Annotated in this window: 20 protein-coding genes; 10 read left to right on the top strand and 10 right to left on the bottom strand. The window is 69.4% G+C overall.

Annotated elements, in window-relative coordinates; genetic code table 11:
* Positions 1 to 107: 107 nt before the first annotated feature.
* The 3 genes from OHB21_RS04075 (at position 108) to OHB21_RS04065 (ending at position 2,968) form a co-directional block, all read left to right on the top strand.
* Complete coding sequence (locus tag OHB21_RS04075; protein ID WP_067511693.1) at positions 108 to 797, top strand: hypothetical protein; 690 nt, start codon at positions 108 to 110, stop codon at positions 795 to 797.
* Between the two features lie 29 nt (positions 798 to 826).
* The gene (locus OHB21_RS04070; protein WP_067511695.1) at positions 827 to 1,456 is read left to right on the top strand and encodes a TetR/AcrR family transcriptional regulator; all 630 of its coding nucleotides are present in this window, start codon (positions 827 to 829) and stop codon (positions 1,454 to 1,456) included.
* A gap of 96 nt (positions 1,457 to 1,552) precedes the next feature.
* Positions 1,553 to 2,968 (top strand): lipase family protein, encoded by a 1,416-nt coding sequence (locus tag OHB21_RS04065; protein ID WP_067511697.1) that lies wholly within the window; start codon positions 1,553 to 1,555, stop codon positions 2,966 to 2,968.
* An 82-nt stretch (positions 2,969 to 3,050) separates the two neighbouring features.
* Here the strand turns inward: OHB21_RS04065 and OHB21_RS04060 are convergent, their stop codons facing one another.
* Complete coding sequence (locus OHB21_RS04060; protein ID WP_067511699.1) at positions 3,051 to 4,199, bottom strand: citrate synthase 2; 1,149 nt, start codon at positions 4,197 to 4,199, stop codon at positions 3,051 to 3,053.
* Positions 4,200 to 4,320: 121 nt separating this feature from the next.
* On the opposite strand from OHB21_RS04060, the gene pdxH reads away from it, so the two are divergent.
* The 5 genes from pdxH (at position 4,321) to OHB21_RS04035 (ending at position 9,587) form a co-directional block, all read left to right on the top strand.
* Positions 4,321 to 5,076: a pyridoxamine 5'-phosphate oxidase gene (pdxH, locus tag OHB21_RS04055; RefSeq protein ID WP_195125329.1), complete on the top strand. Its 756-nt coding sequence runs from the start codon at positions 4,321 to 4,323 to the stop codon at positions 5,074 to 5,076.
* A 48-nt stretch (positions 5,077 to 5,124) separates the two neighbouring features.
* On the top strand, positions 5,125 to 6,408 hold the full coding sequence (locus OHB21_RS04050) for an MFS transporter (RefSeq protein WP_195125330.1): 1,284 nt from the start codon (positions 5,125 to 5,127) through the stop codon (positions 6,406 to 6,408).
* A gap of 157 nt (positions 6,409 to 6,565) precedes the next feature.
* The gene (locus OHB21_RS04045; protein ID WP_195125331.1) at positions 6,566 to 7,870 is read left to right on the top strand and encodes a citrate synthase; all 1,305 of its coding nucleotides are present in this window, start codon (positions 6,566 to 6,568) and stop codon (positions 7,868 to 7,870) included.
* A 25-nt stretch (positions 7,871 to 7,895) separates the two neighbouring features.
* Positions 7,896 to 8,255, top strand: a complete 360-nt coding sequence (locus OHB21_RS04040) for an FKBP-type peptidyl-prolyl cis-trans isomerase (RefSeq protein ID WP_067511703.1) — start codon at positions 7,896 to 7,898, stop codon at positions 8,253 to 8,255.
* Between the two features lie 162 nt (positions 8,256 to 8,417).
* Positions 8,418 to 9,587, top strand: a complete 1,170-nt coding sequence (locus OHB21_RS04035; RefSeq protein WP_067511705.1) for a YhgE/Pip domain-containing protein — start codon at positions 8,418 to 8,420, stop codon at positions 9,585 to 9,587.
* Between the two features lie 269 nt (positions 9,588 to 9,856).
* Here OHB21_RS04035 and OHB21_RS04030 read toward each other — a convergent pair whose 3' ends face one another.
* The 3 genes from OHB21_RS04030 to OHB21_RS04020 all read right to left on the bottom strand — a co-directional run bounded on the left by OHB21_RS04030 (position 9,857) and on the right by OHB21_RS04020 (position 12,377).
* Positions 9,857 to 10,636 (bottom strand): ESX secretion-associated protein EspG, encoded by a 780-nt coding sequence (locus tag OHB21_RS04030; protein ID WP_067511707.1) that lies wholly within the window; start codon positions 10,634 to 10,636, stop codon positions 9,857 to 9,859.
* Between the two features lie 67 nt (positions 10,637 to 10,703).
* Positions 10,704 to 11,861, bottom strand: a complete 1,158-nt coding sequence (locus OHB21_RS04025) for a WXG100 family type VII secretion target (protein ID WP_195125332.1) — start codon at positions 11,859 to 11,861, stop codon at positions 10,704 to 10,706.
* A 12-nt stretch (positions 11,862 to 11,873) separates the two neighbouring features.
* A complete protein-coding gene (locus OHB21_RS04020; RefSeq protein WP_328437502.1) occupies positions 11,874 to 12,377 on the bottom strand; it encodes a hypothetical protein in 504 nt (167 codons plus the stop codon).
* 52 nt (positions 12,378 to 12,429) lie between these two features.
* Between OHB21_RS04020 and OHB21_RS04015 the strand changes: the two genes are divergently transcribed.
* Entirely contained in the window at positions 12,430 to 13,662 is a 1,233-nt protein-coding gene (locus tag OHB21_RS04015; RefSeq protein ID WP_054811708.1) for an IS256 family transposase, read from the top strand.
* A gap of 174 nt (positions 13,663 to 13,836) precedes the next feature.
* Here the strand turns inward: OHB21_RS04015 and OHB21_RS04010 are convergent, their stop codons facing one another.
* Complete coding sequence (locus OHB21_RS04010) at positions 13,837 to 14,463, bottom strand: DUF3558 domain-containing protein (protein ID WP_195142126.1); 627 nt, start codon at positions 14,461 to 14,463, stop codon at positions 13,837 to 13,839.
* A 320-nt stretch (positions 14,464 to 14,783) separates the two neighbouring features.
* The gene (locus OHB21_RS04005; protein ID WP_067511717.1) at positions 14,784 to 15,701 is read right to left on the bottom strand and encodes an NAD-dependent epimerase/dehydratase family protein; all 918 of its coding nucleotides are present in this window, start codon (positions 15,699 to 15,701) and stop codon (positions 14,784 to 14,786) included.
* Positions 15,702 to 15,810: 109 nt separating this feature from the next.
* On the opposite strand from OHB21_RS04005, the gene OHB21_RS04000 reads away from it, so the two are divergent.
* Complete coding sequence (locus OHB21_RS04000; protein WP_067511719.1) at positions 15,811 to 16,752, top strand: GlxA family transcriptional regulator; 942 nt, start codon at positions 15,811 to 15,813, stop codon at positions 16,750 to 16,752.
* A 24-nt stretch (positions 16,753 to 16,776) separates the two neighbouring features.
* Here OHB21_RS04000 and OHB21_RS03995 read toward each other — a convergent pair whose 3' ends face one another.
* The 4 genes from OHB21_RS03995 to OHB21_RS03980 all read right to left on the bottom strand — a co-directional run bounded on the left by OHB21_RS03995 (position 16,777) and on the right by OHB21_RS03980 (position 21,576).
* Positions 16,777 to 18,183 carry a sensor histidine kinase gene (locus OHB21_RS03995; RefSeq protein WP_195125335.1) on the bottom strand — a complete coding sequence of 469 codons (1,407 nt, stop codon included), beginning with the start codon at positions 18,181 to 18,183 and terminating at the stop codon, positions 16,777 to 16,779.
* Between the two features lie 28 nt (positions 18,184 to 18,211).
* A complete protein-coding gene (locus OHB21_RS03990) occupies positions 18,212 to 18,913 on the bottom strand; it encodes a response regulator transcription factor (protein WP_067511724.1) in 702 nt (233 codons plus the stop codon).
* Positions 18,914 to 19,066: 153 nt separating this feature from the next.
* Positions 19,067 to 19,453, bottom strand: coding sequence for a hemophore-related protein (locus OHB21_RS03985; protein WP_067511725.1), 387 nt, complete (start codon positions 19,451 to 19,453; stop codon positions 19,067 to 19,069).
* 113 nt (positions 19,454 to 19,566) lie between these two features.
* The gene (locus OHB21_RS03980; protein ID WP_228790491.1) at positions 19,567 to 21,576 is read right to left on the bottom strand and encodes an AMP-binding protein; all 2,010 of its coding nucleotides are present in this window, start codon (positions 21,574 to 21,576) and stop codon (positions 19,567 to 19,569) included.
* Between the last annotated feature and the right edge of the window lie 284 nt (positions 21,577 to 21,860).

The raw sequence follows: 21,860 nt of genomic DNA, 5'->3' as shown, positions 1-21,860 counted from the left end.
CCGGTCGGCGGCCGCGACGTCCGGAAATCGGCGCGGTTGTGATCAACCCCTCATAGGCGACGGGTATCGGTGTGTGCTGCGACACAACGAGGTTACGATCTGCGGCCATGGGCATGGCGGCGGTGAACCCCGGGTGGCGGCTGCGCGGTCGGAGATCCTGGGGTTCCGGTCAGCGGGCGAATGCGCTCACGAGCGCGGCGCGGCGCGAACTCCTGATGCGCGGCACGGCCGGTTCGGCCACGATTCTCGGCGTGCGCTCCGCGTCCTCGCCGGGATTCGCGCTGCCGTTCGGCGTGGGTGGCGACGGTGACCGCGATCCGGATCACCTCTTCTGGGTGCGCGTCGCGATCGACGGCGCCGAGCCCTACGAGACCCGCGTGCGCCAGCGCGTGCGCGACGCCGACCTGGCGGCGATGCAGCCGGGTGACGTGGTGTGCTGCCGCGTCGATCCCGGCGATCGCGACCGGCTGGTCCTCTACGTCCCCGACGCGGACGAGGCCGTCCGGGTGAGCATCGCCAAGATCCTGGCCGACGGCCGCCGCGCCGACGCCACCGTGCTGGCCGCCACCCCGGTGGCCGCCGACTACACCGGCCGCGACGATCCCGTCCTGCGCCTCGACCTCGAATTGCGCGCCTGGGACGAGCCGCGGCCGTGGCGGGTGCGGCTCACCCAGCCGGTGCCGCTGGCCGCGATCGGCCTGGTGGATCTGGGCAGGCGGCTGGAGGCCGCGTTCTTCACCGTCGACCGCGGGGAATCGGTCGCGGTGGACTGGGCCGCCTCGCTCGGCGAGGAGTGAGGGCCGCTCGGCGACTAGGGTTGCCGGCTGTGAGTGCGGTGCGGTCCAGACACAACTACGCCGGCCAGTCGGTCGCCGAGCGGCAGGTCGAGCGGCGGGCGCTGTTCCACGAGGCGGCGCTCACGGTGTTCGCGGACAAGACCTACGCGCGCAGCTCCATCACCGATGTGTGCGCGGCCGCCGGGTTGTCGCGCAGGCAGTTCTACGAGCAGTACTCCTCCCGCGAGGACCTGCTCGTCGAGGTCTACGACAGCATCCAGGCGCGCGCCCGCGACGCGGTGGTCACCGCTCTTGCCGAGGCCGGCACCACCGACGCGCGCGTGCTGGTCGAGGTCGCCGTGCGCGCCTACGCCGCCGCCATCGTGAGCGATATCCGGCGCGCCAAGGTGGCGTTCGTGGAGATCGTCGGCGTGAGCGAGGCCGTCGAGCGGCATCGCGCCGAGGTGCGCGACCGCTGGGGCGCGGTGGTCGAGGCGGCGGCGGCCGGGCTGCCCGGCGTGCGGACGCCGCCCGGCGGGTGGCGGGTGGCGATGGCCGCGTTCATCGGTGCGGTCAACGGCGTGGCGCACCAGTGGAGCCTCGATGATCCGCGCCCGCCGGTCGACGTGCTGGTCGAGGTGCTGACCACGCTGTTCACCGCGCTCGCGCTGGAGCGCTGACCCCCGCCGATTGCGATCTGGGACACAGTCGTGCCATAGTGTGACCCACATTGAGACGCAGTCGTCTCAATTGGGAAATCGTAAGGATGTGGGTCGATGGGGACCGGATTCGGATCGGCGCTGCGGCGCCGGTTGCGTGTGTTGTCGATGGGGGCGGCGGTGGCCGTGGTGGTCGCCGGTGGCGGTGCGTCCGCGAGCGCCGATCCGGGCGAGCCCCCCGTACCGCCGATCGAACCGGCGCGGGTGCTGCCGCTGCCGCCGGAACTCGACCCCACCTTCTATCACCAGCCGCCCGAGGTGCTGGCCGCCGCCGCGCCGGGCGAGATCATCGCGGCGCGGCAGGTGAATCTGGCCAACCTCAGCGTGATTCCGCTCAACGTGGACGCCTGGCAGGTGGCCTACCGGTCCAACGACAGCCGCGACCAACCGCTCTCGGCCGTGGCGACGCTGATCAAGCCGCGCGGCACGTCCCCCGGACCGCGCAAGCTGCTCTCGCTCCAGATCGCGGAGGACTCCACCGCCGGCTACTGCGCAGCCTCCTATGCCCTGCAACATCTTTCGGCCGCGCCGTTCCTCGGCCAGATCGTCGCGCCCGGGGAGTTCCTGCTCGCCCAGGCCGCCTTGCAGCAGGGCTGGGCGGTGGTGATCCCCGACCATCAGGGCCCGAACTCGGCCTACGCGGCGGGCCCGCTCGGCGGGCGCATCACCCTCGACGGCATCCGCGCCGCCACCTCGTTCGCGCCGCTGGAGGCGGGCCCGGACGCGCGAGTGGGCCTCTACGGCTACTCGGGCGGGTCCATGCCGACCGGCCACGCGGCCGAGATGTACCGCAGCTACGCGCCCGAGCTGAACATCGTGGGCGTCGCGCAGGGCGGTGTCGGCGCCGATCTGGGCGCCACCCTGAACATGGCCAATAACCAGGCCACTTCCGGGCTGGTTTTCGGCGCGATCATGGGTTTGGCGCGGGAGTACCCGGACTTCGCGGCTTTCCTCGAGAGCGAAATGGACACGTTCGGCAAGACTCTCATGGCGGTCAAAGCTCCGCTGTGCGTGCAGTACCAGTCGGCGCTGCTGCCGTTCCTGAACCTCAAGGGGTTCCTGCGCGGTGAGGGCGACCCGCTGCACCACCCTGTGGTGGCCGCGATGCTCGAGGACACCAAGCTCGGCAAGACCGTGCCCGATGTGCCGATGTTCATCTGGCATTCGCGGTGGGACGAGATCCTGCCGCTGGGCTCCACCGAGGAACTGGTGAACACCTACTGCCGGGACCCGAAGGCCAGCGTGCAGTTCACCCGCGATCACGCCAGCGAGCACATCATCGCCGAGATCACCGGCGGCCCGTCGGCACTGCTGTGGCTGATGGATCGGCTGAACGGCGTTCCGGCGCAACAGGGTTGCACCACCAGCGATATGCCGACGATGGTCGCCACGCCGGGGCAGTTGCCCTTCCTGGCCGAGGTGTTCGGCGAGACCGTGGCCTCGTTCTTCGGAAAGCCCATCGGGGCCAACTGAATTCGGAGAAAGAAGCGAGCCGGGTGCCTTCGGCGGCAAGGGATTTGCCGCCGAAGGCACCCGGCTCGCGGGTCTTCGCGTCCTACAGGTGGTTGATGGCGGACCAGCCCGCGACCTCGTCGGGCTGACGCGGGCCGGGGCCGGTGTAGATGGCGGCCGGGCGCACCAGCTTGCCGAGACGCTTCTGCTCGAGGATGTGCGCGCACCAGCCCGCGGTGCGGCCACAGGTGAACATGGCGGGCATCATGTGCGCCGGGACCTCGGCGAAGTCCAGGATCACGGCGGCCCAGAACTCGACGTTGGTCTCGATGGCGCGGTCCGGGCGGCGCTCGCGCAGCTCGGCCAGCGCGGCCTGCTCCAGCGCGGCCGCCACCTCGAAGCGCGGCGCGCCGAGGCGCTGGGCGGTGGCGCGCAGCACGCGGGCGCGCGGGTCCTCGGCCCGGTACACCCGGTGGCCGAAGCCCATCAGCTTCTCCTTGCGATCCAGGATGCCCTTGACCAGCGCGCGGGCGTCGCCGGTCTTCTCGACCTCCTCGATCATGGGCAGCACGCGGGCCGGGGCGCCGCCGTGCAGCGGGCCCGACATGGCGCCGATCGCGCCGGACAGCGAGGCCGCCACGTCGGCGCCGGTGGAGGCGATCACGCGCGCGGTGAAGGTGGAGGCGTTCATGCCGTGCTCGGCGGCCGACACCCAGTAGGCGTCGATGGCCTCGGTGTGGCGCGGGTCCGGATCACCCTTCCACCGGGTCATGAAACGTTCGGTGACAGTGGTGCATTCGTCGATCTTCTGCTGCGGGACCGCGGGCTGGTAGATGCCGCGCGCGGACTGCGCCACGTAGGACAGCGCCATCACCGAGGCGCGGGCGAGGTTCTCGCGGGCGGTCTCGTCGTCGATGTCGAGCAGCGGCTGGTAGCCCCAGATCGGGGCGAGCATGGCCAGGCCGGCCTGCACGTCGACGCGCACGTCACCGGTGTGCACCGGCAGCGGGAAGGGCTCGGCGGGCGGCAGTCCGCGGCCGAACTCGCCGTCCACCAGCAGCGCCCACACATCGCCGAAGGTCACCCGGTTGGTGACCAGGTCCTCGATGTCCACGCCGCGGTAGCGCAGCGCGCCGCCGTCCTTGTCCGGTTCGGCGATATCGGTGGTGAACGCCACCACGCCCTCGAGTCCGCTGACGAAATCGCTGGGTACCGCTGCCTGGCCACTGGGAACCGCGGGGCTGGTAGTCATGTTGTGACTCTCCTTGCACTTCGGGTCGCATGCGCTTCTCGCCGATGAGGGTGCCGCTCGCCGAGCACATGCCGATCACCAGAACCTTAGCTCCCTGCTACCGCGGAGTAACGTCTGCCCCATGCGTGACCTGGACAATGAGGCGCCCGCCGCGGCGCCGATCCCGACCGCGCCGGGCCCGGAGACGACCGGTGCGCCCGGGCCCACCGACCTGTCCGCGATGCGGGCCGAGTACGGCGGCCCGCCGTTCGGCTCCGGCGAGGACACCGATCTGGACGAGACCTGGCTGGCCGGGGGCTGGGAGCCGCTGCTGCGGCACTGGATCGAGCAGGCCACCGCGGTCGGCATCCCCGAGCCCAACGCGATGGTGGTGGCCACCGTCGCGGTGACCGGCGGGCAACCTCGCCCGGTCGCGAGAACCGTGCTGTGTAAAGGGCTCTCGCCGGAAGGTGTGACTTTTTACACGAATTACGACTCCGCCAAGGGGCGGCAATTGGCCGAGGTGCCGTTCGCGGCGGCCACGTTCCTGTGGCTCGCGCTGGGCAGGCAGGTGCACGTGCGCGGCCCGGTCACCAAGACCTCCGCCGAGCAGACCGCCGTGTATTGGCGTGCCAGGCCGCGCGATTCGCAGCTGGGCGCGTGGGCCTCGCGGCAATCCCAGCCGATCTCCTCGCGCGCCGAACTCGACCGCACGCTGGCCGAGACCGCCGAGCGCTTCGCCGGCGTCGAGGAGATTCCCGTGCCGCCGCACTGGGGCGGCTACCTGCTGCGCCCCGACGAGGTCGAGTTCTGGCAGGGTCGCCGGGGCCGCCTGCACAACCGGATCCGGGTGCGGGTGATCGACGGCCGGATGACGGTCGACCGCCTGCAACCGTGACCCATATACATGTGATGAATTCGCGCTGACGCGCTACTCTCCCGTCGCGTGAAGCTGCTCGCCGACACCACACCGCTGCGCTACCCCGATTTCCGGCGCCTGTGGACCACCAACATCGTGACCGTGATCGGCGCGCAGCTGGCCGTGGTGGCGGTGCCGACGCAGATCTTCCAGATCACCGGCAGCTCCGGCTATGTCGGGCTGTCCGGGCTGTTCGGCCTGGTGCCGTTGGTCGTGTTCGGGCTGTGGGGCGGCGCGCTCGCCGACGCGATGGACCGGCGGGTGCTGCTGATCATCACCACCGCGGGCACCGCCCTGACCGCCGTGCTCTTCTGGGCCCAGGCCGCCGCCGGACTCGACAACGTGTGGCTGGTGCTCACGCTGTTCGCCGTGCAGCAGGCCTTCTTCGCGGTGAACCAGCCCACCCGCAGCGCCGCCATCTCGCGCCTGCTGCCGCCCGAACAGCTCGCCGCCGCCAGCTCGCTGAGCATGACCGTGCAGCAGGTCGGCGCCATCGCGGGCCCGGTGCTGGCCGGCGCGCTGATCCCGGTGATCGGGCTGTCCACGCTGTACCTGGTGGACGCGGTGGCCCTCACCGTCACGCTGTGGGCGGTATGGCGGCTGCCCGCCATGCCGCCGGCCGGGGCCACCCGCAGCGCCGGGCTGCGCGCCGTGTTCGACGGCTTCTCCTACCTGGCGACCCAGCCGGTCCTGCTGGCCTCGTTCGTCGTCGACGTCATCGCGATGGTGTTCGGCATGCCGCGCGCCCTGTTCCCGCAGATCGCGCACGAGACCTTCGCCGACCCCGCCACGGGCGGGGTGGCGCTGGGCCTGCTGTTCGCGGCGATGTCGGCGGGCGCGGTGCTCGGCGGCGTCTTCTCCGGCTGGATACCGCGCATCCGCAGGCAAGGGCTGGCCGTGCTGATCTGCATCGCGCTGTGGGGCGTGGCGATGGTGGGATTCGGCGTCGCGGTGGGCCTGGCCGGGCAGTGGTTCGGGCTGGGCGTGTGGCTGTGGATCGCGCTGGGATTCCTGGCCTTCGGCGGCGCGGTGGACATGGTCTCGGCCGCGCTGCGCACCGCCATGTTGCTCACCGTGGCGACCGACGAGATGCGCGGGCGGCTGCAAGGGGTGTTCATCGTGGTGGTCGCGGGCGGGCCGCGCATCGGTGATGTTGCCCACGGTTTCGCCGCGGCGAGCCTGGGTACGGCCGTGGCCTCGGCGGGCGGCGGTGTGCTCGTCGTGGTGGGCGTGATGCTCGCCGCCGTGGCGTTCCCCGCGTTCGTGCGGTACAAGGTAGCGCGGACGCACCCCGCTCCGCTGCCCGGATGACGGCGGAAACCTCACGTGAGGCCCACAGGTTTGTGAGGTCGCCGGGTGGGCACCCTCGTGGCCGGGCGGAGTGGACAGCGACTAGCGTCTAGGTAATCGCACCGCCGTGCCGACCGCACTTCGATGCCGACGGTCCTAGCCTGAGAGGGATCCTTCTGTGCCCGAGAACGACCACATCAACGACGCCAAGCCGGTCCTGAGCTATCCCGGTGGCGAATACGCCATGACCGTCACCGGAGCCTCGGAAGGCAACGACGGTATCGACCTCGGCAAACTGCTGGCCAGCACCGGGTACGTCACCTACGACCCCGGTTTCATGAACACCGCGCCCACCAAGTCGGCGATCACCTACATCGACGGCGAGGCAGGCATCCTGCGCTACCGCGGGTACCCGATCGATGAGCTGGCCGAGCGCTCCACCTTCATCGAGGTCAGCTACCTGCTCATCTACGGCGAGCTGCCCTCGCAGGCCCAGCTCGACGAGTTCACCGACCGCATCCGCCGCCACACGCTGCTGCACGAGGATCTCAAGCGGTTCTTCGACGGCTTCCCGCGCAACGCGCACCCGATGCCGGTGCTCTCCTCCGCGGTGAACGCCCTGTCGGCGTACTACCAGGACTCGCTGGACCCGCGCGACCCCGAGCAGGTCGAGCTGTCCACCATCCGCCTGCTGGCCAAGCTGCCCACCATCGCGGCCTACTCCTACAAGAAGTCGGTCGGCCAGCCGTTCCTCTACCCGGACAACTCGCTGAGCCTGGTGGAGAACTTCCTGCGCATGACCTTCGGCTTCCCGGCTGAGCCCTACGAGGTGGACCCCGAGGTGGCCGCCGCGCTGGACATGCTGCTGATCCTGCACGCCGATCACGAGCAGAACTGCTCCACCTCCACGGTGCGCCTGGTCGGCTCCTCCGACGCCAACCTGTTCACCTCGGTCTCGGGCGGCATCAACGCGCTGTGGGGCCCGCTGCACGGCGGCGCGAACCAGGCCGTGCTGGAGATGCTCGACGACATCAAGGCCTCCGGCGGCGACGTCAAGGAGTTCATCCGCAAGGTCAAGAACAAGGAAGACGGCGTGAAGCTCATGGGCTTCGGGCACCGCGTCTACCGCAACTACGACCCGCGCGCCGCCCTCGCCAAGAAGCACGCCGACGCCATCCTGCGCAAGCTCGGCGGCGACGACGAACTCTTCGACATCGCCCAGGCGCTCGAAGAGGCCGCGCTCACCGACGAGTACTTCATCGAGCGCCGCCTGTACCCGAACGTCGATTTCTACACCGGCGTCATCTACAAGGCCATGGGCTTCCCGACCCGCATGTTCACCGTGCTGTTCGCGATGGGCCGGCTGCCCGGCTGGATCGCGCACTGGCGCGAGATGCACAGCGAGCCGCTGAAGATCGGCCGTCCGCGCCAGATCTACACCGGATACGGCGCGCGCGAATACCGTGAGATCACCAACCGCTGAACCAACTATCGAAGGGGATAGCCGCATGACCAAGCCGGTTGTCGAATTCCAAGGGGGCCCCGCGCCCACCGAGCTCGTGATCAAGGACATCATCGAGGGCGAGGGCAAGGAGGCCGTGCCGGGTGGCACCGTCGAAGTGCACTACGTCGGCGTCGAATTCGACACCGGTGAGGAATTCGACTCGTCGTGGAGCCGCGGTGAGTCGATCGTGTTCCCGCTGCGCGGCCTCATCCAGGGCTGGCAGGACGGCATTCCCGGTATGAAGGTCGGCGGACGTCGTCAGCTCACCATTCCGCCGGAGCTGGCCTACGGGCCGGCGGGTGCGGGTCATCAGCTGGCGGGTAAGACCCTGGTATTCGTCATCGATTTGCTGAACGCGAACTGATTTCTGCCGTTCGACGCTGAATCGCGACTCCCCATCTTCTGTCGGCAGAAGGTGGGGAGTCTCGTATCTCCGGCGGGTCTGACGTTCGAGGTCCGCCCACCCTTACCGAATTCTCAGAGAATCGCCGATGGTGTTGCCAGAGGCGGTGTTTAGCGTTCTGGTGTGATCGGAAATCGCGGACGCTGGGTGCTGCTCGTTGTCGGGATCTTTACCGCCGGGGCGATCGGTGGTGTGGTGACGGCCTGCTCCGGGGGCGGGGACGCGCCCACCGGGATCGCGCTGGTGAACCAGGACGCGGGTCCCACGGGGGAGCGGATCGCGCAGGCGTTGCAGCAGGACGGCGGCGGATACGAGTGGACCGTCGCCGAACCCGGCGCGAGTGCCGACGACTACGCGGCCGTGATCACCCTGCCCGCGGATCTCACCGAGTCGATGGGGACCCTGGCGACCACGGAGCCGAAGCGGGCCAAGGTCACCGTCACCGCGCACGAGAACGCCGACGACGCGTTCGTCGACGGCGCGGCGCGCGAGGTGACGCACCGGATCGGCGCGGCGGGTGTGGACGCGGCGCTGGCGGTCGTCTCGCAGGCGCGCACCCAGCTGAGCGGTGTGCAGTTGAACGCGCAGCTGCTGAGCGCGGGCGTGAACGCGGCGGCGCAGGGCGCGGATCAGTTCAGTTCGGGCGCCGATCAGCTGCTCGGTTTCCTCGACTTCGCGAAAGAGGGCTCCGCGCAACTCACCTCGGCCATCGCGATCCTCAACGAGACCGTGGACGGGGCCGCCGCCCAAGCCGAACAGTTGGCCTCCGCGCTGGATTCCACGGGCGTGACCATCGCGCAGGTGCAGCAGACCGCCGGGACCGTCAGCGGCGGCCTGGACCAGATCCTGCCGCTGCTGCGCGCGCTGCCCTTCGCGGGCGATCCCGCGGTGGCCGACATCATCGCGAAACTCGAAGGGCTGCGGGCGGTCTCGAGTCAGGCGGGCGCGCAGCTCGAGGGGTTGGACCTGCTGGTCGGCGGCGCGGTGGACCCGAACACCGATCTGGGCACGCTGCTGCGCACCGTCGTCGGGCGGTTGCAGGGTGCGAGCGCGCAGCTCAACGAGGGCGCGAAGCTCGCGGAGGGCCTGCCGCAGCTGGCCGAACAGGGCGGCGCCCAGCTGGTGGAGGCCATCTCGATGATGACCGGCGGTGTCACCCAGCTCCAGCAGATCGTCGGCAACCTCAACACCCAGACCGGCAAGGCCATCGAGGCGCTGCCGATGCGCGGCGCCGCGCAGCAGTCCGCCATCGCGCTGGCGCTGACCGATCCGGTCGACATCGTCAGGGAGTGAACAGGACAGCCGAGACGTCCCGCGCGCAGGCCCGCTCGTTCACGCGGACGGCCGCAGTGCCGATCGTCGCGCCGGTCCCGTATCGATCCCACCCGGCCCCGACGTGCGGCCGCGTTCCTCGCGCAGCGTGGTGCGTGTCGCTGTCGCGCGGTCGGGCTCGTGTGCCCGCGGGTTGTCGTCATCCCGAGACGCCGAGTATCAGCTCGACTCCGCCTTGCCGGATCGCGACCTGAGCGACGGAGGTATCCGGCCAGAGGTCGACGGCAGGCCTACACCCATTCCTCGCGTTCGGCTTCGGCGTCGCGCAGGCGGCGTTCGGCGCGGTCGAGCCAGCCGGTGAAGGTCGCGCCGAGTTCGGCGGGGGTGGTGGGTCGCACGGTGATGTTCTGGCCGGTGCTCTCGGTGTAGCGGCCGTCGCCGCTGATGTCCCACCACTGGAGGGTTTCGACGGCCTCGGGGCGCGAGTGCAGCGGCCCCACCCGCAGCCCGGCGGAGCCGCCACCGTCGGCGGGGCGGTGCAGGAGCCGGCGGTAGCGTTCGCGCGGGGTGTTGCGGGCGTTGTCGCGCAGGTAGGTGCCCTGGTCGGCGCGCAGGTCGCCGGGGTGGAAGGTGGCGGGCGGTTCCAAGCCGGGACGGCAGGCGGGGATGGAGCGGACGATATGCGCCGCAAGGGATTCCGTGCTCACCGCTCGCAGACGGATGGGCCCGTTCACCTCCGCGCGCACGGTCTGGAACGCGACGACCGCGCTGAATCTGTTGCGCGCGCCGACGATCCGGTACTGCTTCACATCGCCGGTGCTGTCCTTGTGCTTGCGGGTGCCGCCGAGGATCTCGATACGCATCTCCGAGGTGGACAGGGTGTGCAGCGCGAGCTCGATCCGCTCCAGCTCGCCGGCCGGGTAGCGGCCGCGCACGGTCAGGCGGTGGCGGGCGAAATCGTTCTGAAAGGCGAAGCGGCTCAGGTACTTCAGCGGGCGTGGGAAGCGGTCGTTGGCGTCGCTGTACCAGAGGGCGGCGAAATCCTCGGGGTCCCAGGTCCATTCGAGCATCGGTATATCCATTCGGTCGTACTGCGGGCCGCCGCGGCGCTCCCGCGGCGGGCCGGTCGGCGGTGGGCTAGTCGGACGGGTGCTCGCCGATCACACCGCCGGGAATGGTCTTCGGGATCTCACCGAGCAGCTCATCGGTGTTCTCCTGGTTGATCAGGTAGTCGGGGACGCCGCGGTTGGACTCTTCGTCACCCTTGCCGCCGCGCGCGCCCGCGCCGGGCATGCCCATACCGCCGAGGCCCGACATCGCGCGGTTCGTCGCCGCGGAAGCCGCGCCGGCGGAACCGGAACCCGGAACCCCTTGCAGGCTTTGGACACTGCGGCCCGGGGACGGCGTGCTGCCGGGTCCGGGCGAGCCGGGAGTGCCGGGTCCCGGCGAGCCGGGCGTGCCCGCCGGGTTGGTGCCCGAGGGGACGGTCGGGGTGGTCGGGCGGTTCTGATCCGGTTGCGTGGAAGCGGGATTGGTCGACGACGGGTCCGTTGAGCCGGGGTCGGTCGAGGTGTCGTCCGTGTCGTCGGGAGTCTCGTCGTCCGGCTGCTCTTCCTCCTCATCCGGCTCCTCTGTGGCGGGGTCTTCCCCCGTGCCCGGGCCGGGCGTGCCCGGGCCTGGCGTGCCAGGGCCGGGGGAGCCCGGCGTGCCGCCCGGATCGTCGCTGTTGGCGCCCGTCGGGGTGGAGATGTCGAGGGGGTTGGTCGGGTCGACCGGTTTCGGGAGGACGGGGATCTGGCCGTCGAGTCCGAGGAAGGGTTTGACGTAGTAGTCGCTCATGACCGCCTGCGCCTCTTCCTGACGATCCTCGATCACGGAGTCGCGGTTGGTGCCGACCCACGGCCAGGAATCCTTGTGCAGGGGGTGCTTTTCCTCGACGGGCTCGGGGAGACGGTTATTGGTCTCGGAGATCGCCTGCGCGGCGGCGGCCACCCGCGTGCCGAGAAGCCGCAACGGGTCGGTCATCTCGTGCGCGGACTTCGTGTACCGCTCGATCGCGTCCTTCGACTGCGTCGCGGCTTCGCCCTCCCACGCGGTCGAAATCGACTTCCGGATACTCGCACCGAAAACGCCGACACCGGCTTCCCATTGGGTGGCCAGGGCGCTGTAGCGCGTGGCGATATCGTGCCCCGAACCGGGCTGCAACGGGTTGAATGCCGCGCTGATATCGACGTGCTTGTACTTGCGCGGGTTCTCGCCGCCGTCGGTGATGCGGGTCTGCTCGTTCTGGGTCATGTCGCGATCGCCCTACGGGGAGAGAGGTTCGGGCTGCGGCGATGGAGTGATGCCGGGCTGGCTGAGGACGGCCCGGATCGGGGTGGGTCGATCGGGAAGCCGTTCGAGCAGAGCATTGACCCGTTGTGCGAACTCGGCGTCGGCGGCGATGTAGCGGTCTTTGATGACGTTGTGGAGCGTTTGGATGTCCTGGACGATCTTGTAGTGCTCGTCGAGTAGGGCGTAGACGCTGTTGTCTGAGCCCTTGGCCTTTTCCTTGAAGCGGCTGACCAGAGTCTGTGCGGAGGTCAGCATCTCGACGTCGGCGCCGATACCCCATTGGCTGTTCTCGATGTTCGAGATGGCCTCGGCTTCGTCCTTCATGGTGTCGATCAAGTCGAGAAACCGTTGGCAGTCGCGGTCGATGTAGACGAAGTCCTCCGGCTCGATGGTTGCGTCCAATAGCGTGGTGTACGGCCCGACCACCCGAGCAGCCCCCTGTTCCGAGCGTGTCGTAGCCGGAAACGAGGTGGTCACCGCGTGACCCTTGAAGAGACCGTCCAAAGTCACTTGAAGGAGACATCACGCGATGACCGATATCCAGCGTATCGACCCGAGCAAGCCCTTCGACACCCAACTCGCCGCGGCCAGCCCTGATCTGCTGCGAGAATTGCTGTCCAGCTTCGTCCACACGATCATGAACGCCGAAGCCGACAGCATGTGCGGCGCCGACTACGGGCAACGCAGCGAGGACCGGGTCAACTCCCGAAACGGATACCGCCACCGCGATTTCGACACCCGCGTCGGGACCATGGACGTCGCGATCCCGAAACTGCGGTCGGGTAGCTACTTCCCCGACTGGCTGCTCGAACGCCGCAAACGCGCCGAACGAGCCCTGACCAGCGTGGTCGCGACCTGCTACCTGCTCGGTGTCTCGACCCGGCGGATGGAGAAACTCGTCGAGTCCCTCGGCGTCACGCAGCTGTCGAAGTCGCAGGTCTCGATCATGGCCACCGACCTCGATGCCCAGGTCGAAGCGTTCCGGACCCGCTTACTCGACCAAGGCCCTTACACGTTCGTCGCCGCGGACGCCCTGGTGTTGAAGGTGCGCGAGAACGGGCGGGTGGTCAACGTCCATGCCCTGATCGCGACCGGTGTCAACGCCGACGGCTACCGCGAAATCCTGGGCTTGCAGGTCACCAGTGGTGAAGACGGTGCCGGCTGGTTGGCGTTCTTCCGTGATCTGGTCGCGCGGGGTTTGTCCGGGGTCGAGTTGGTCACCTCCGACGCCCACGCCGGGCTGGTCGCGGCGATCGGAGCGACCCTGCCCGGCGCGTCCTGGCAGCGTTGCCGGACCCACTACACCGTCAACCTGATGTCGATCACACCGAAAACGTCGTGGCCGTGGGTTCGGACTCTGCTCCACTCGGTCTTCGATCAAGCCGACCCGGAATCGGTTGGGTCTCAATATGATCGGATGCTCGACGCATTGGCCGAGAAGCTTCCGAAAGTCGCCGCGCACCTGGACGCGGCCCGCGCCGACCTGCTCGCGTTCACCAGCTTCCCGAAACAGATCTGGCGTCAGGTCTGGTCGAACAACCCCCAAGAACGGTTGAACAAGGAAATCCGGCGCCGCACCGACGTCGTCGGGATCTTCCCCGACCGCACCGCGATCATCCGCCTCGTCGGCGCTGTCCTGGCCGAACAACACGACGAATGGATCGAAGGCCGCCGCTACCTCGGCCTCGACGTGTTGGCCCGCTCCCGCAACCACACCGAACCCAGCGATGAACAGGAGGATCCCGCAGCGTTGACCGCCTGACCGGCAGCGGTCACGCGGCGATCACTTCGATACACCACGCATTTGGACTTGACCGGCTCGATCCGCAGTCCGAGCCTGCCCTCCCGGGCTTCGGTGATCAAGTTGGCCAACGGCGATGGCGCTTCGTCATCACTCATCGTTCCCCCTCTGGGTGCTTGGTTCCTGGGTGGTGCATCAGCTTCCGGCCGGCAGCGTGGGAACTACCTTCTGTGCCAGATTCAGGCCGTGGTCACATGCATCGACATCGGGAGCGTCGCGTGACGACGACCTGGTGACGTGGAACTCGAGGCTCCCGCCCTTCATCTCGACGTTGATGCTGCAAACCTCGGGTCCGCGGTCACTACGCCGGGCTGAGATGGCTGGGCGACCGGCTACGGTGAGTTCGCGTCCTTCGTTGTAGAACTCTTTACGTACGAAATCGAGCGTCATGTTCGTGACCTGAATGGAAGCCGCGTAGTTTCCGGATCGCACCCAGCGGCATCCCCGCCACATCACTTGTGCCCCCCAGGCATCGGCATGAGCGGTATTCGGGATGACCCCCGGATACAGCTCCTCCGCTTCCAAGAGCTCTTTCGGCACATCCGTGCACGGGTCGTACGACTGCGGCACGTCCGGTTCCAGCCCCAGCGAGTTCTTCCCATCCTCCGCACTCGTACTGGTACCCCCGCCGGCCGGCTGCGCCTCCCCGTCGGTGGTCGACCCACACCCGACCAACCCGGCCCCGGCCGCCACCACTCCCAGAATGCAAACAGCCCTGGTAACGGCTCGCATCGTCACCCCCGCTTCCCGTTCCACGGTCACTCAGTCGCGGCAACTATATCCAACAGGCAAACCTCCAGGCTGCCGCGTCAACCACCCGGACCCGCGGGAACGACCGTGCCCCGCACCGAGCCGCATCCATCCTCACACCTACTTGGACGCGGCTACTTGCAATCTGGTTCCCCCTGATTTTCATGCCACGCGAACACCCATGCGGGCGGCGAACCGCACCACGGAGTGGTCCGAGTGCCGTGTAACCGGCCGGGCCGCTGGAGTGTTCGTGTCGGACGCCTGACGGCTCGCGGTCGGGTTGTGATCGCCGACGGTGAGCGGTGCATACGTAGCCCTTCCGCGTACTCGATTCAGTAGGTGCCGAAGCGGGCGGTGTCGGCGAGCACGGTGTCGATGGGCGTGGGGGACAGGTCGAAGGTGCGCTGGGTGAGGGCCGAGTCGAAGACGTCGGGGTGCTCCAGCGAGTAGAACATTTCGATCAGCTCCGCCATGACGGGGTCGTCCGCGCCCGCCCATGCCAGATCGGTCCGGGACATCGGAACCAACTGGGGCGCGGGCGATTCGGTCAGCGTCGCGAGGCGCTCTACGACATCCCGCAACGACATGACCGTCGACGGCACGTGCCAGGCCCGTCCCCAGGAACGTTCGTCGCGGGCGACGGTGGCCAGGGTCAGTGCGACGTCGTCGACGTACGACCAGCTCTTCGGCACGTCCGGGTCGCCGGGGTAGCCGGCCGGTTCCCCGGCGAGCACGTTGCGTGTCACCAGAAAGTTGAACACCGATCCGGCGTCTCGGCCCAGGTAGTCCGAGGCGCGCACTTCGGCGACGCGCACCCGGCCTGCTTCGTGGGCGGCCTTCGCGTCGAGCCACATACGTGCTCGCACAGCACCTTTCACCGCGACCGGCGACATGGGCAGGTCCTCGGTCATGGGACCGTCCACCCGGCCGTAGCCGTAGGTGTTGCTCAGCGAGACGTAGTTCGCGCCAGTGCGTTCGGCGGCGGCGAGCACGCTTTCGGCGATGGGCGGAAAGTCCGTGGGCCACCGGTCGTAGGCGGGCCAGGTGGTGTTGATCAAGGTCAGCGCGCCCGCGGTCAGCGCCGCGAGTCTGTCGGCGTCACTGGTGTCACCGACCACCTTGTCGATCAGCGGATGGTCGGGTCCGAGCCCACGCCGGCTGATCAGCCGTACCCGCTCACCGGCCTCGGCGAGCAGCAGCGCGGTCCGGCTCCCTGTGCTCCCGGCACCGGCGACGACGTGCAGAGACATTGTATTCCTCCTCGACTGGGGCCACCCCGCGGCGGTCCGCACCTGACTCTGTCGGGCACGAAGCGGGTATGGTAGTGGCCTGAATGCCACATATTCCAAGGATCGAGCCATGCACCGTGTTGTCGTTCTCGCCGTCCCTCCGGTGACCACCTTCGATCTCGCGATTCCCGAAATGGTCTTTCCCGCAGTGCGAGTCGACGACGTGCCCGTCTACGAAGTGGTGGTGTGTACAGCCGATCCGGGCATCGTGCCGGGATACACCGGACGCGACGTGGTGGTCGAGTGCGGCCTGGACCAACTGGAGACGGCCGACACCGTCATAGTCACCGGAACCGGCGCCCGCGGCGAATCCGACCCCCGCGTCTTGACCGCCCTGCGCGCGGCCGCCGATGCGGGTACGCGCATCACCTCGATCTGCACCGGGGCGTTCGTGTTGGCCCAGGCGGGTCTGTTGGACGGGAGGCCCGCGACCACCTATTGGCTGTACTCGGCCGAGATGCGCGCCCGGTTCCCCGCGGTGGACCTGCGACCGGATGTGCTCTTCGTCGATGACGGTGAGATCCTCACCTCGGCCGGATTGGCCGCCGGGCTGGACCTGTGCGTGCACATCGTGCGCCGCGATCACGGTGCGGCCGTGGCCAACGCGGTGGCGCGCCTGGCCGTCGTCGCGCCCCTCCGCCCCGGTGGCCAAGCGCAATTCATCGAAAATCCGCTCCCGCCGGAAACCGGCACTTCGTTGGCAGAAACCCGCGCGTGGGCGTTGGCACGCCTCGACGAACCACTCACGCTGCGTGAGCTGGCCGCCCACGCCCACATAAGCATCCGTACTCTCACGCGCCGCTTCCGCGCGGAAACGGGATCCAGTCCCCTGCAATGGCTTCTGCACCAGCGGATCGACCGGGCGCGGGAACTGCTGGAAGTCACCGACCTGCCCGTGCCCGAGGTCGCCCGTCGATCCGGCCTTGGCACCGGGGAATCGCTGCGCCTGCACCTGACGAGACGGCACGGCCTGACCCCCAGCGCATACCGCACCGCGTTCAGCCGCAAGTGAGCTCCGCCGCAGCGGCGTTCGGGCTCAGCGTCCGGGGGGCCCGTCCGAACCCGGCTGCGACGCAACGCGCCCGCGCTCGGGGAGGTCGAGCACGAGTCGCGCTCCGCCCAACGGACTGTTCTCGAAATACGCTCGCCCACCGTGTAATTGGGCCTGTTGGGCGACGAGCGCGAGGCCGAGCCCGGATCCGCCTTTGCTGGCCTGGCTGCCCCGGTAGAAGCGAGCGAAGACGGCGTCGCGTTCGCCGGCGGGGATGCCGCGGCCGTTGTCGTCGACCGCGATGACGATGCGTCCGTCGGGAGTGCGGTGCGCGGACACCACGGCCTCGGTGGCGCGGCCGTGTTTGACGGAGTTGGCGAGGGCGTTGTCGACCGCCAGGCGCAGGCCGGCGGGCAGGCCGCGGGTGACGAGTTCGGCGTCGGTGTCGATGCGCACGGACAGGCCGGGGAAGTGGCGCATGGCGTCGTGGGCGGCCTGGTCGCACAGGTCGCCGACGTCGGTGTCCACGTGGTCGCTGTCGTTGATCAGGTCGCCGGTGGCCAGGCGCTCCAGCGCGGCGAGGGTGGCCTCCACCCGGCCCTGGCTGCGTTGCAGGTCGACGAGGATCTCGGCGCGCTGGGCCTCGTCCAGGTCGAGGGTGCGCAGCACCTCGAGGTCGGTGCGCATGGCGGTGAGTGGGGTGCGCAATTCGTGCGCGGAGACGGCCGCGAAATCGCGCGCGGTCTCCAGTGCGGCGGCGGTCTGGGCCTGCGCCTCGTCCACGCGCTCGAGCATGAGGTTGACCGCGTCGGCGAGCTTCTCCGCCTCCCGCATGCCCGAACCGTCCACGGGCGGAAGGGGATTCTCCGGATCGGGGAAGGCGCTGCGCGCGCCCACCTGCCGGGTGAGGTCCACGATGGGCCGCACCGCGCGCCCGGCCAGTACCCAACCGAGCGCACCGGCCGCCGCCACGGCGAGCAGCGCACCCAGGAGCACCCACCGCTGCTGTTCGGCGGTGGCGCGCGCGGCCTCGTCGGCGGGGATGCCGAGCGACACCGTGCGCCCCGGCGGCTGATTCCGGGTGGTGGTGAGGACGCGATAGGGAATGCCGTCGACGGTGACGGTCTGCGAGCCGGTCGGCAGATCGGGGAGCTGCACGGGGCTGCTCGCGACCACGGCGCCGTCGTCGCGCACGGTGACGGCCATGTCCTCGTTGAGCCCGGTGAGCCCGAGCACGCCGACCGCGATCACCGGGTCGATGAGCACCAGCCGCGACGCGACCGTCAGCTGCTGATCGCTCTGCTGGAGGTTGTTGCGCTCGATGGCCTGCACCGTGATGCCGCTGAGCGCCGTCACGATGATCACCGCACCGGCCGCCGCGGCCCCGGCGACCCGGGTCCGCAACGAAAACGTCCGGCGCGGACGCTTTTTCGCCGGTGGGCGCGCGGTCATCGGTCTTCCGGTCCGCGATATACGGCGGTCACTTCGGTGCTCGCAGCACGAACCCCACACCGCGAATGGTGTGGAGCAACCTTGGGGTGTCGTCGATTTCGAGTTTGCGGCGCAGATAGCCGACGAACACGTCCACCACATTGGTGTCGGCCGCGAAGTCGTAGCCCCACACGAGTTCCAGCAATCGCTCGCGACTCAGCACGACACCCGCGTTGCGGGCCAGCGTCGACAGCAACTCGAACTCCCTTTTCGTGAGCTCGATTTCCTTGCCGTGCAACAAAGCTCGGTAGCCGGCCACATCGACTTCGAGCGGCCCCACGGTGATCGCGCCCGGAGTCGCGGGAGCCGGGGTGTCGGTGCGGCGGCGCAACAGCGCCCGTATCCGCGCGACGAGTTCGGCCAGAACGAAAGGTTTTACGAGGTAGTCGTCGGCGCCGGATTCCAAGCCGGAGATCCGGTCGTCCACCGACGCGCGGGCGCTCAGCACGCAGATCGGCACCTCGTTGCCCATGGCGCGCAGCGCCGTCACCACGCCCGCGCCGTCCAGCACCGGCATGTTCATGTCCAGCACGATGGCGTCGGGCGCGTGCTCGTTCACGCTGCGCAGCGCGGCGGCGCCGTCGCGGGCGACCAGCACCTGGAAACCGGACAGGCGCAGGCCGCGCTCGACGGAGGCCAGCACGTCCTCGTCGTCGTCCACCACGAGAACGGTCGGTGTCGCTGGGGTCACGGCATCGGCGCCTCTCCGTGTCGGCGTGACGGCGGTCCGGCCGGGACCCGCGCCACGTCGCCCGCCGTGCGCGGGCGCGTGCTCGAAGGTACCCAGCCGGACGCCGGATCAGCGGATCGGTCGCGCATGTCGGGCGGGCGCGTCACGGATCGGTCAGTACTGGTGGCAGACCGCCGCCACTTCGGCGATGGTGTCGCGCAGCTGCGCGGCGCGCGGATCGTTCTCCGCCTGCCGCGCCGCCTCCGGGTTCTCCGCCAGCAGCCGCTCGAACTCGGCGCGGCGCTGCTCCACCGGCTGATCGAAGCGGCGCTGGAGCTCGGCCTTCTGGGTGGGGTTGGCGTCGAGGATCGCGGCCAGCTGCGGCGCCTTGTCGTGCAGGGCGGCGTCCACCTGGGCGAAGGTGCAGTCCGAGGTGAGCAGGGGCCCGACCAGCTCGGCCGGATCGGCCGCCGCGACCGCGGGCGTGAGCAGCACGGTGACGGTGGCGAGGCCGCCCGCGGCGAGCGCGGCGAGGCCGGTGGTACGGCGGATTCGGTTCATCGGTGATGCCTCCGAGGGGTCGAGGGGTGGCGCGTAACCACCTCCGACGGTATTACCCCGCGCTGGCACGGGGGTGAACCCGCCATGAGAAAGCTCTGAGAGCGGCCGGGAAATCAGGACGGCGCAACGGAATCCGCGCCGGGCGGGTCCGCGTCGCCGTTCTCGGCCGCGGCCAGCGCGTCGGCGCGGGCGGTGATGATCTGGTCCTCCAGCGCCGCGAGCACGCCGCGGTCCTCGATGGTCGAGGGCACCTCGTACTCGTCGCCCGCGGTGATCTGGCGGATGGTCTTGCGCAGGATCTTGCCCGATCTGGTCTTGGGCAGCCCGGCCACGACCACCGCGTCGTGCAGGGCGGCGATCGCGCCGATCTGCTCGCGCACCCGCTGGGCCAGCTCGTCGCGCAGGCGGTCGGGCTCGATCTCCGCGCCTTCCTTCAGCACGACGTAGGCGATCGGGCGCTGGCCCTTCAACTCGTCGGGCAGGCCGATCACCGCGCACTCGGCCACGGCGGGGTGTCCGGAGATCGCGGCTTCTATGCTGCCCGCCGAGAGCCGGTGCCCGGCCATATTGATCACGTCGTCGCTGCGGCCGAGGACGAAGAGGTAACCGTCTTCGTCGACGTAGCCGGAGTCCCCTGTCGTGTAGTGGCCGGGGAAGGCGGACATATAGGAACGGATGAGCCGGGGCTCGTCGTGCCATAGGCCGGTCAGGGTGCCCGGCGGCATCGGCAACCCGATGACGATATTGCCCTCGGTGCCGACGGGGACCGGGTTGCCCTCCGCGTCCAGCACTCGAATGCGATACCCGGGCACCGGGACCGACGCCGACCCCGGCTTGATCGGCAGCTCCTGCAACCCGAGCAGGTTGGCGCAGATCGGCCAGCCCGTCTCCGTCTGCCACCAGTGGTCCACCACCGGGCAGTCGGGCCGGTCGGCCAGCAGTGTGTCGCGCGCCCACTCGTAGGTGGCCGGATCCAGCCGCTCACCGGCGCAGAACAGCGCACGCAACCCCGACAGGTCATGGTTGCGGGCCAGCTTGGCGTCGGGATCGGCCTTGCGGATGGCGCGCAGCGCGGTCGGCGCGGTGAACAGCACCCGCACCCCGTGCTCGGCCACCACCCGCCAGAACGCGCCCGCGTCGGGGGTGCCGACCGGCTTGCCCTCGTACAGCAACGTCGTGGCACCGACCAGCAGCGGCGCGTACACGATGTAGGAGTGGCCCACGACCCAGCCGACATCGGAGGCGGCCCACATCACCTGACCGGGCCCCACGTCGTAGATATTGCGCATCGACCAGGTCAGCGCCACGGCGTGACCACCGTTGTCGCGCACCACGCCCTTCGGCTTCCCGGTGGTGCCCGAGGTGTAGAGGATGTACAGCGGATCGGTCGCGGCCACCGCAACGGGCTCGGCGGGCTCGGCGCCACGCACCGCGTCGTCCCAGTCCAGCCACTGCGCGGCAACCGTCTCGGCCGAACTCGGCAGGGAGTCGGTGGCCGCCTGCGGCGCGGCGAAAGTGATGGTCTCGAACTTGCCGGGCCGCTGCTTGACCACCACGTGGCGCGGCGCGGTGGTCTTCGCGAGGTCCAGCGCCTGGAGCACGATCGGCGGATATTCGATCCGGCGGCCGGGTTCCAGCCCCCCCGACGCGGTGACAATGAGCACAGGTTCGGCGTCGTCGATGCGGGCCGCCAGCTCGGGTGCGGCGAACCCGCCGAACACCACCGAGTGCACCGCGCCGATGCGCGCGCAGGCCAGCATCGCGATCACGGCTTCGGGGATCATCGGCAGATAGATGACGACCCGGTCACCCTGCCGCACGCCGAGTCGCAGCATGGCGCCGGCGAAGGTCGCGACCTCGTCGAGCAGCTCCGCGTAGGTGTAGACGACCTTGGTATCGGTCATAGCGGAGTCGTATATAAGGGCGGGCTGGTCGGCCCGGCCGCCCTCGGCCACCGGGCCGGTGCGCACGTGCCGATCGAGGGCGTTGTACGAGGTATTCAGCGTGGCGTCGGGAAACCACCTGGTCACGGGGCGGGCGCTGGTGTCGGAGAGCTGGGTGGGCGGGGTCACCCAGTCGATCGCGCCGGCCGCGCCGGACCAGAACTCCGCGGGGTCGACCAGGCTGGTCTGGTAGACCGGCCGGTAGCCCCGCTTGGCGTCCGGGCCCGGCTTCGGGTCGCCGCCCCCCGCCGACTCGCCGCGCGATGTTGTGCTCAACCCCGACTCCCTAGCTTCGCCTCGATGCCCGCCTCGATAGATCTGCATGATTGTGGCAGACTTCACGCGACGCCCGGGTGGGTGCCGCGACCTCTGGTTATGCCTGGAACGGGCAGGTCAAGGCCCGTAGCTCTACTCGGTGTCACCCAAGCTGTTATTGATCCGTTAGAATCTGATGTCACTTATTT

The organism is Nocardia puris, assembly GCF_036051655.1.
GTDB classification, from domain to species: domain Bacteria; phylum Actinomycetota; class Actinomycetes; order Mycobacteriales; family Mycobacteriaceae; genus Nocardia; species Nocardia puris.
This window is presented reverse-complemented; position numbering and strand designations above follow the sequence as displayed.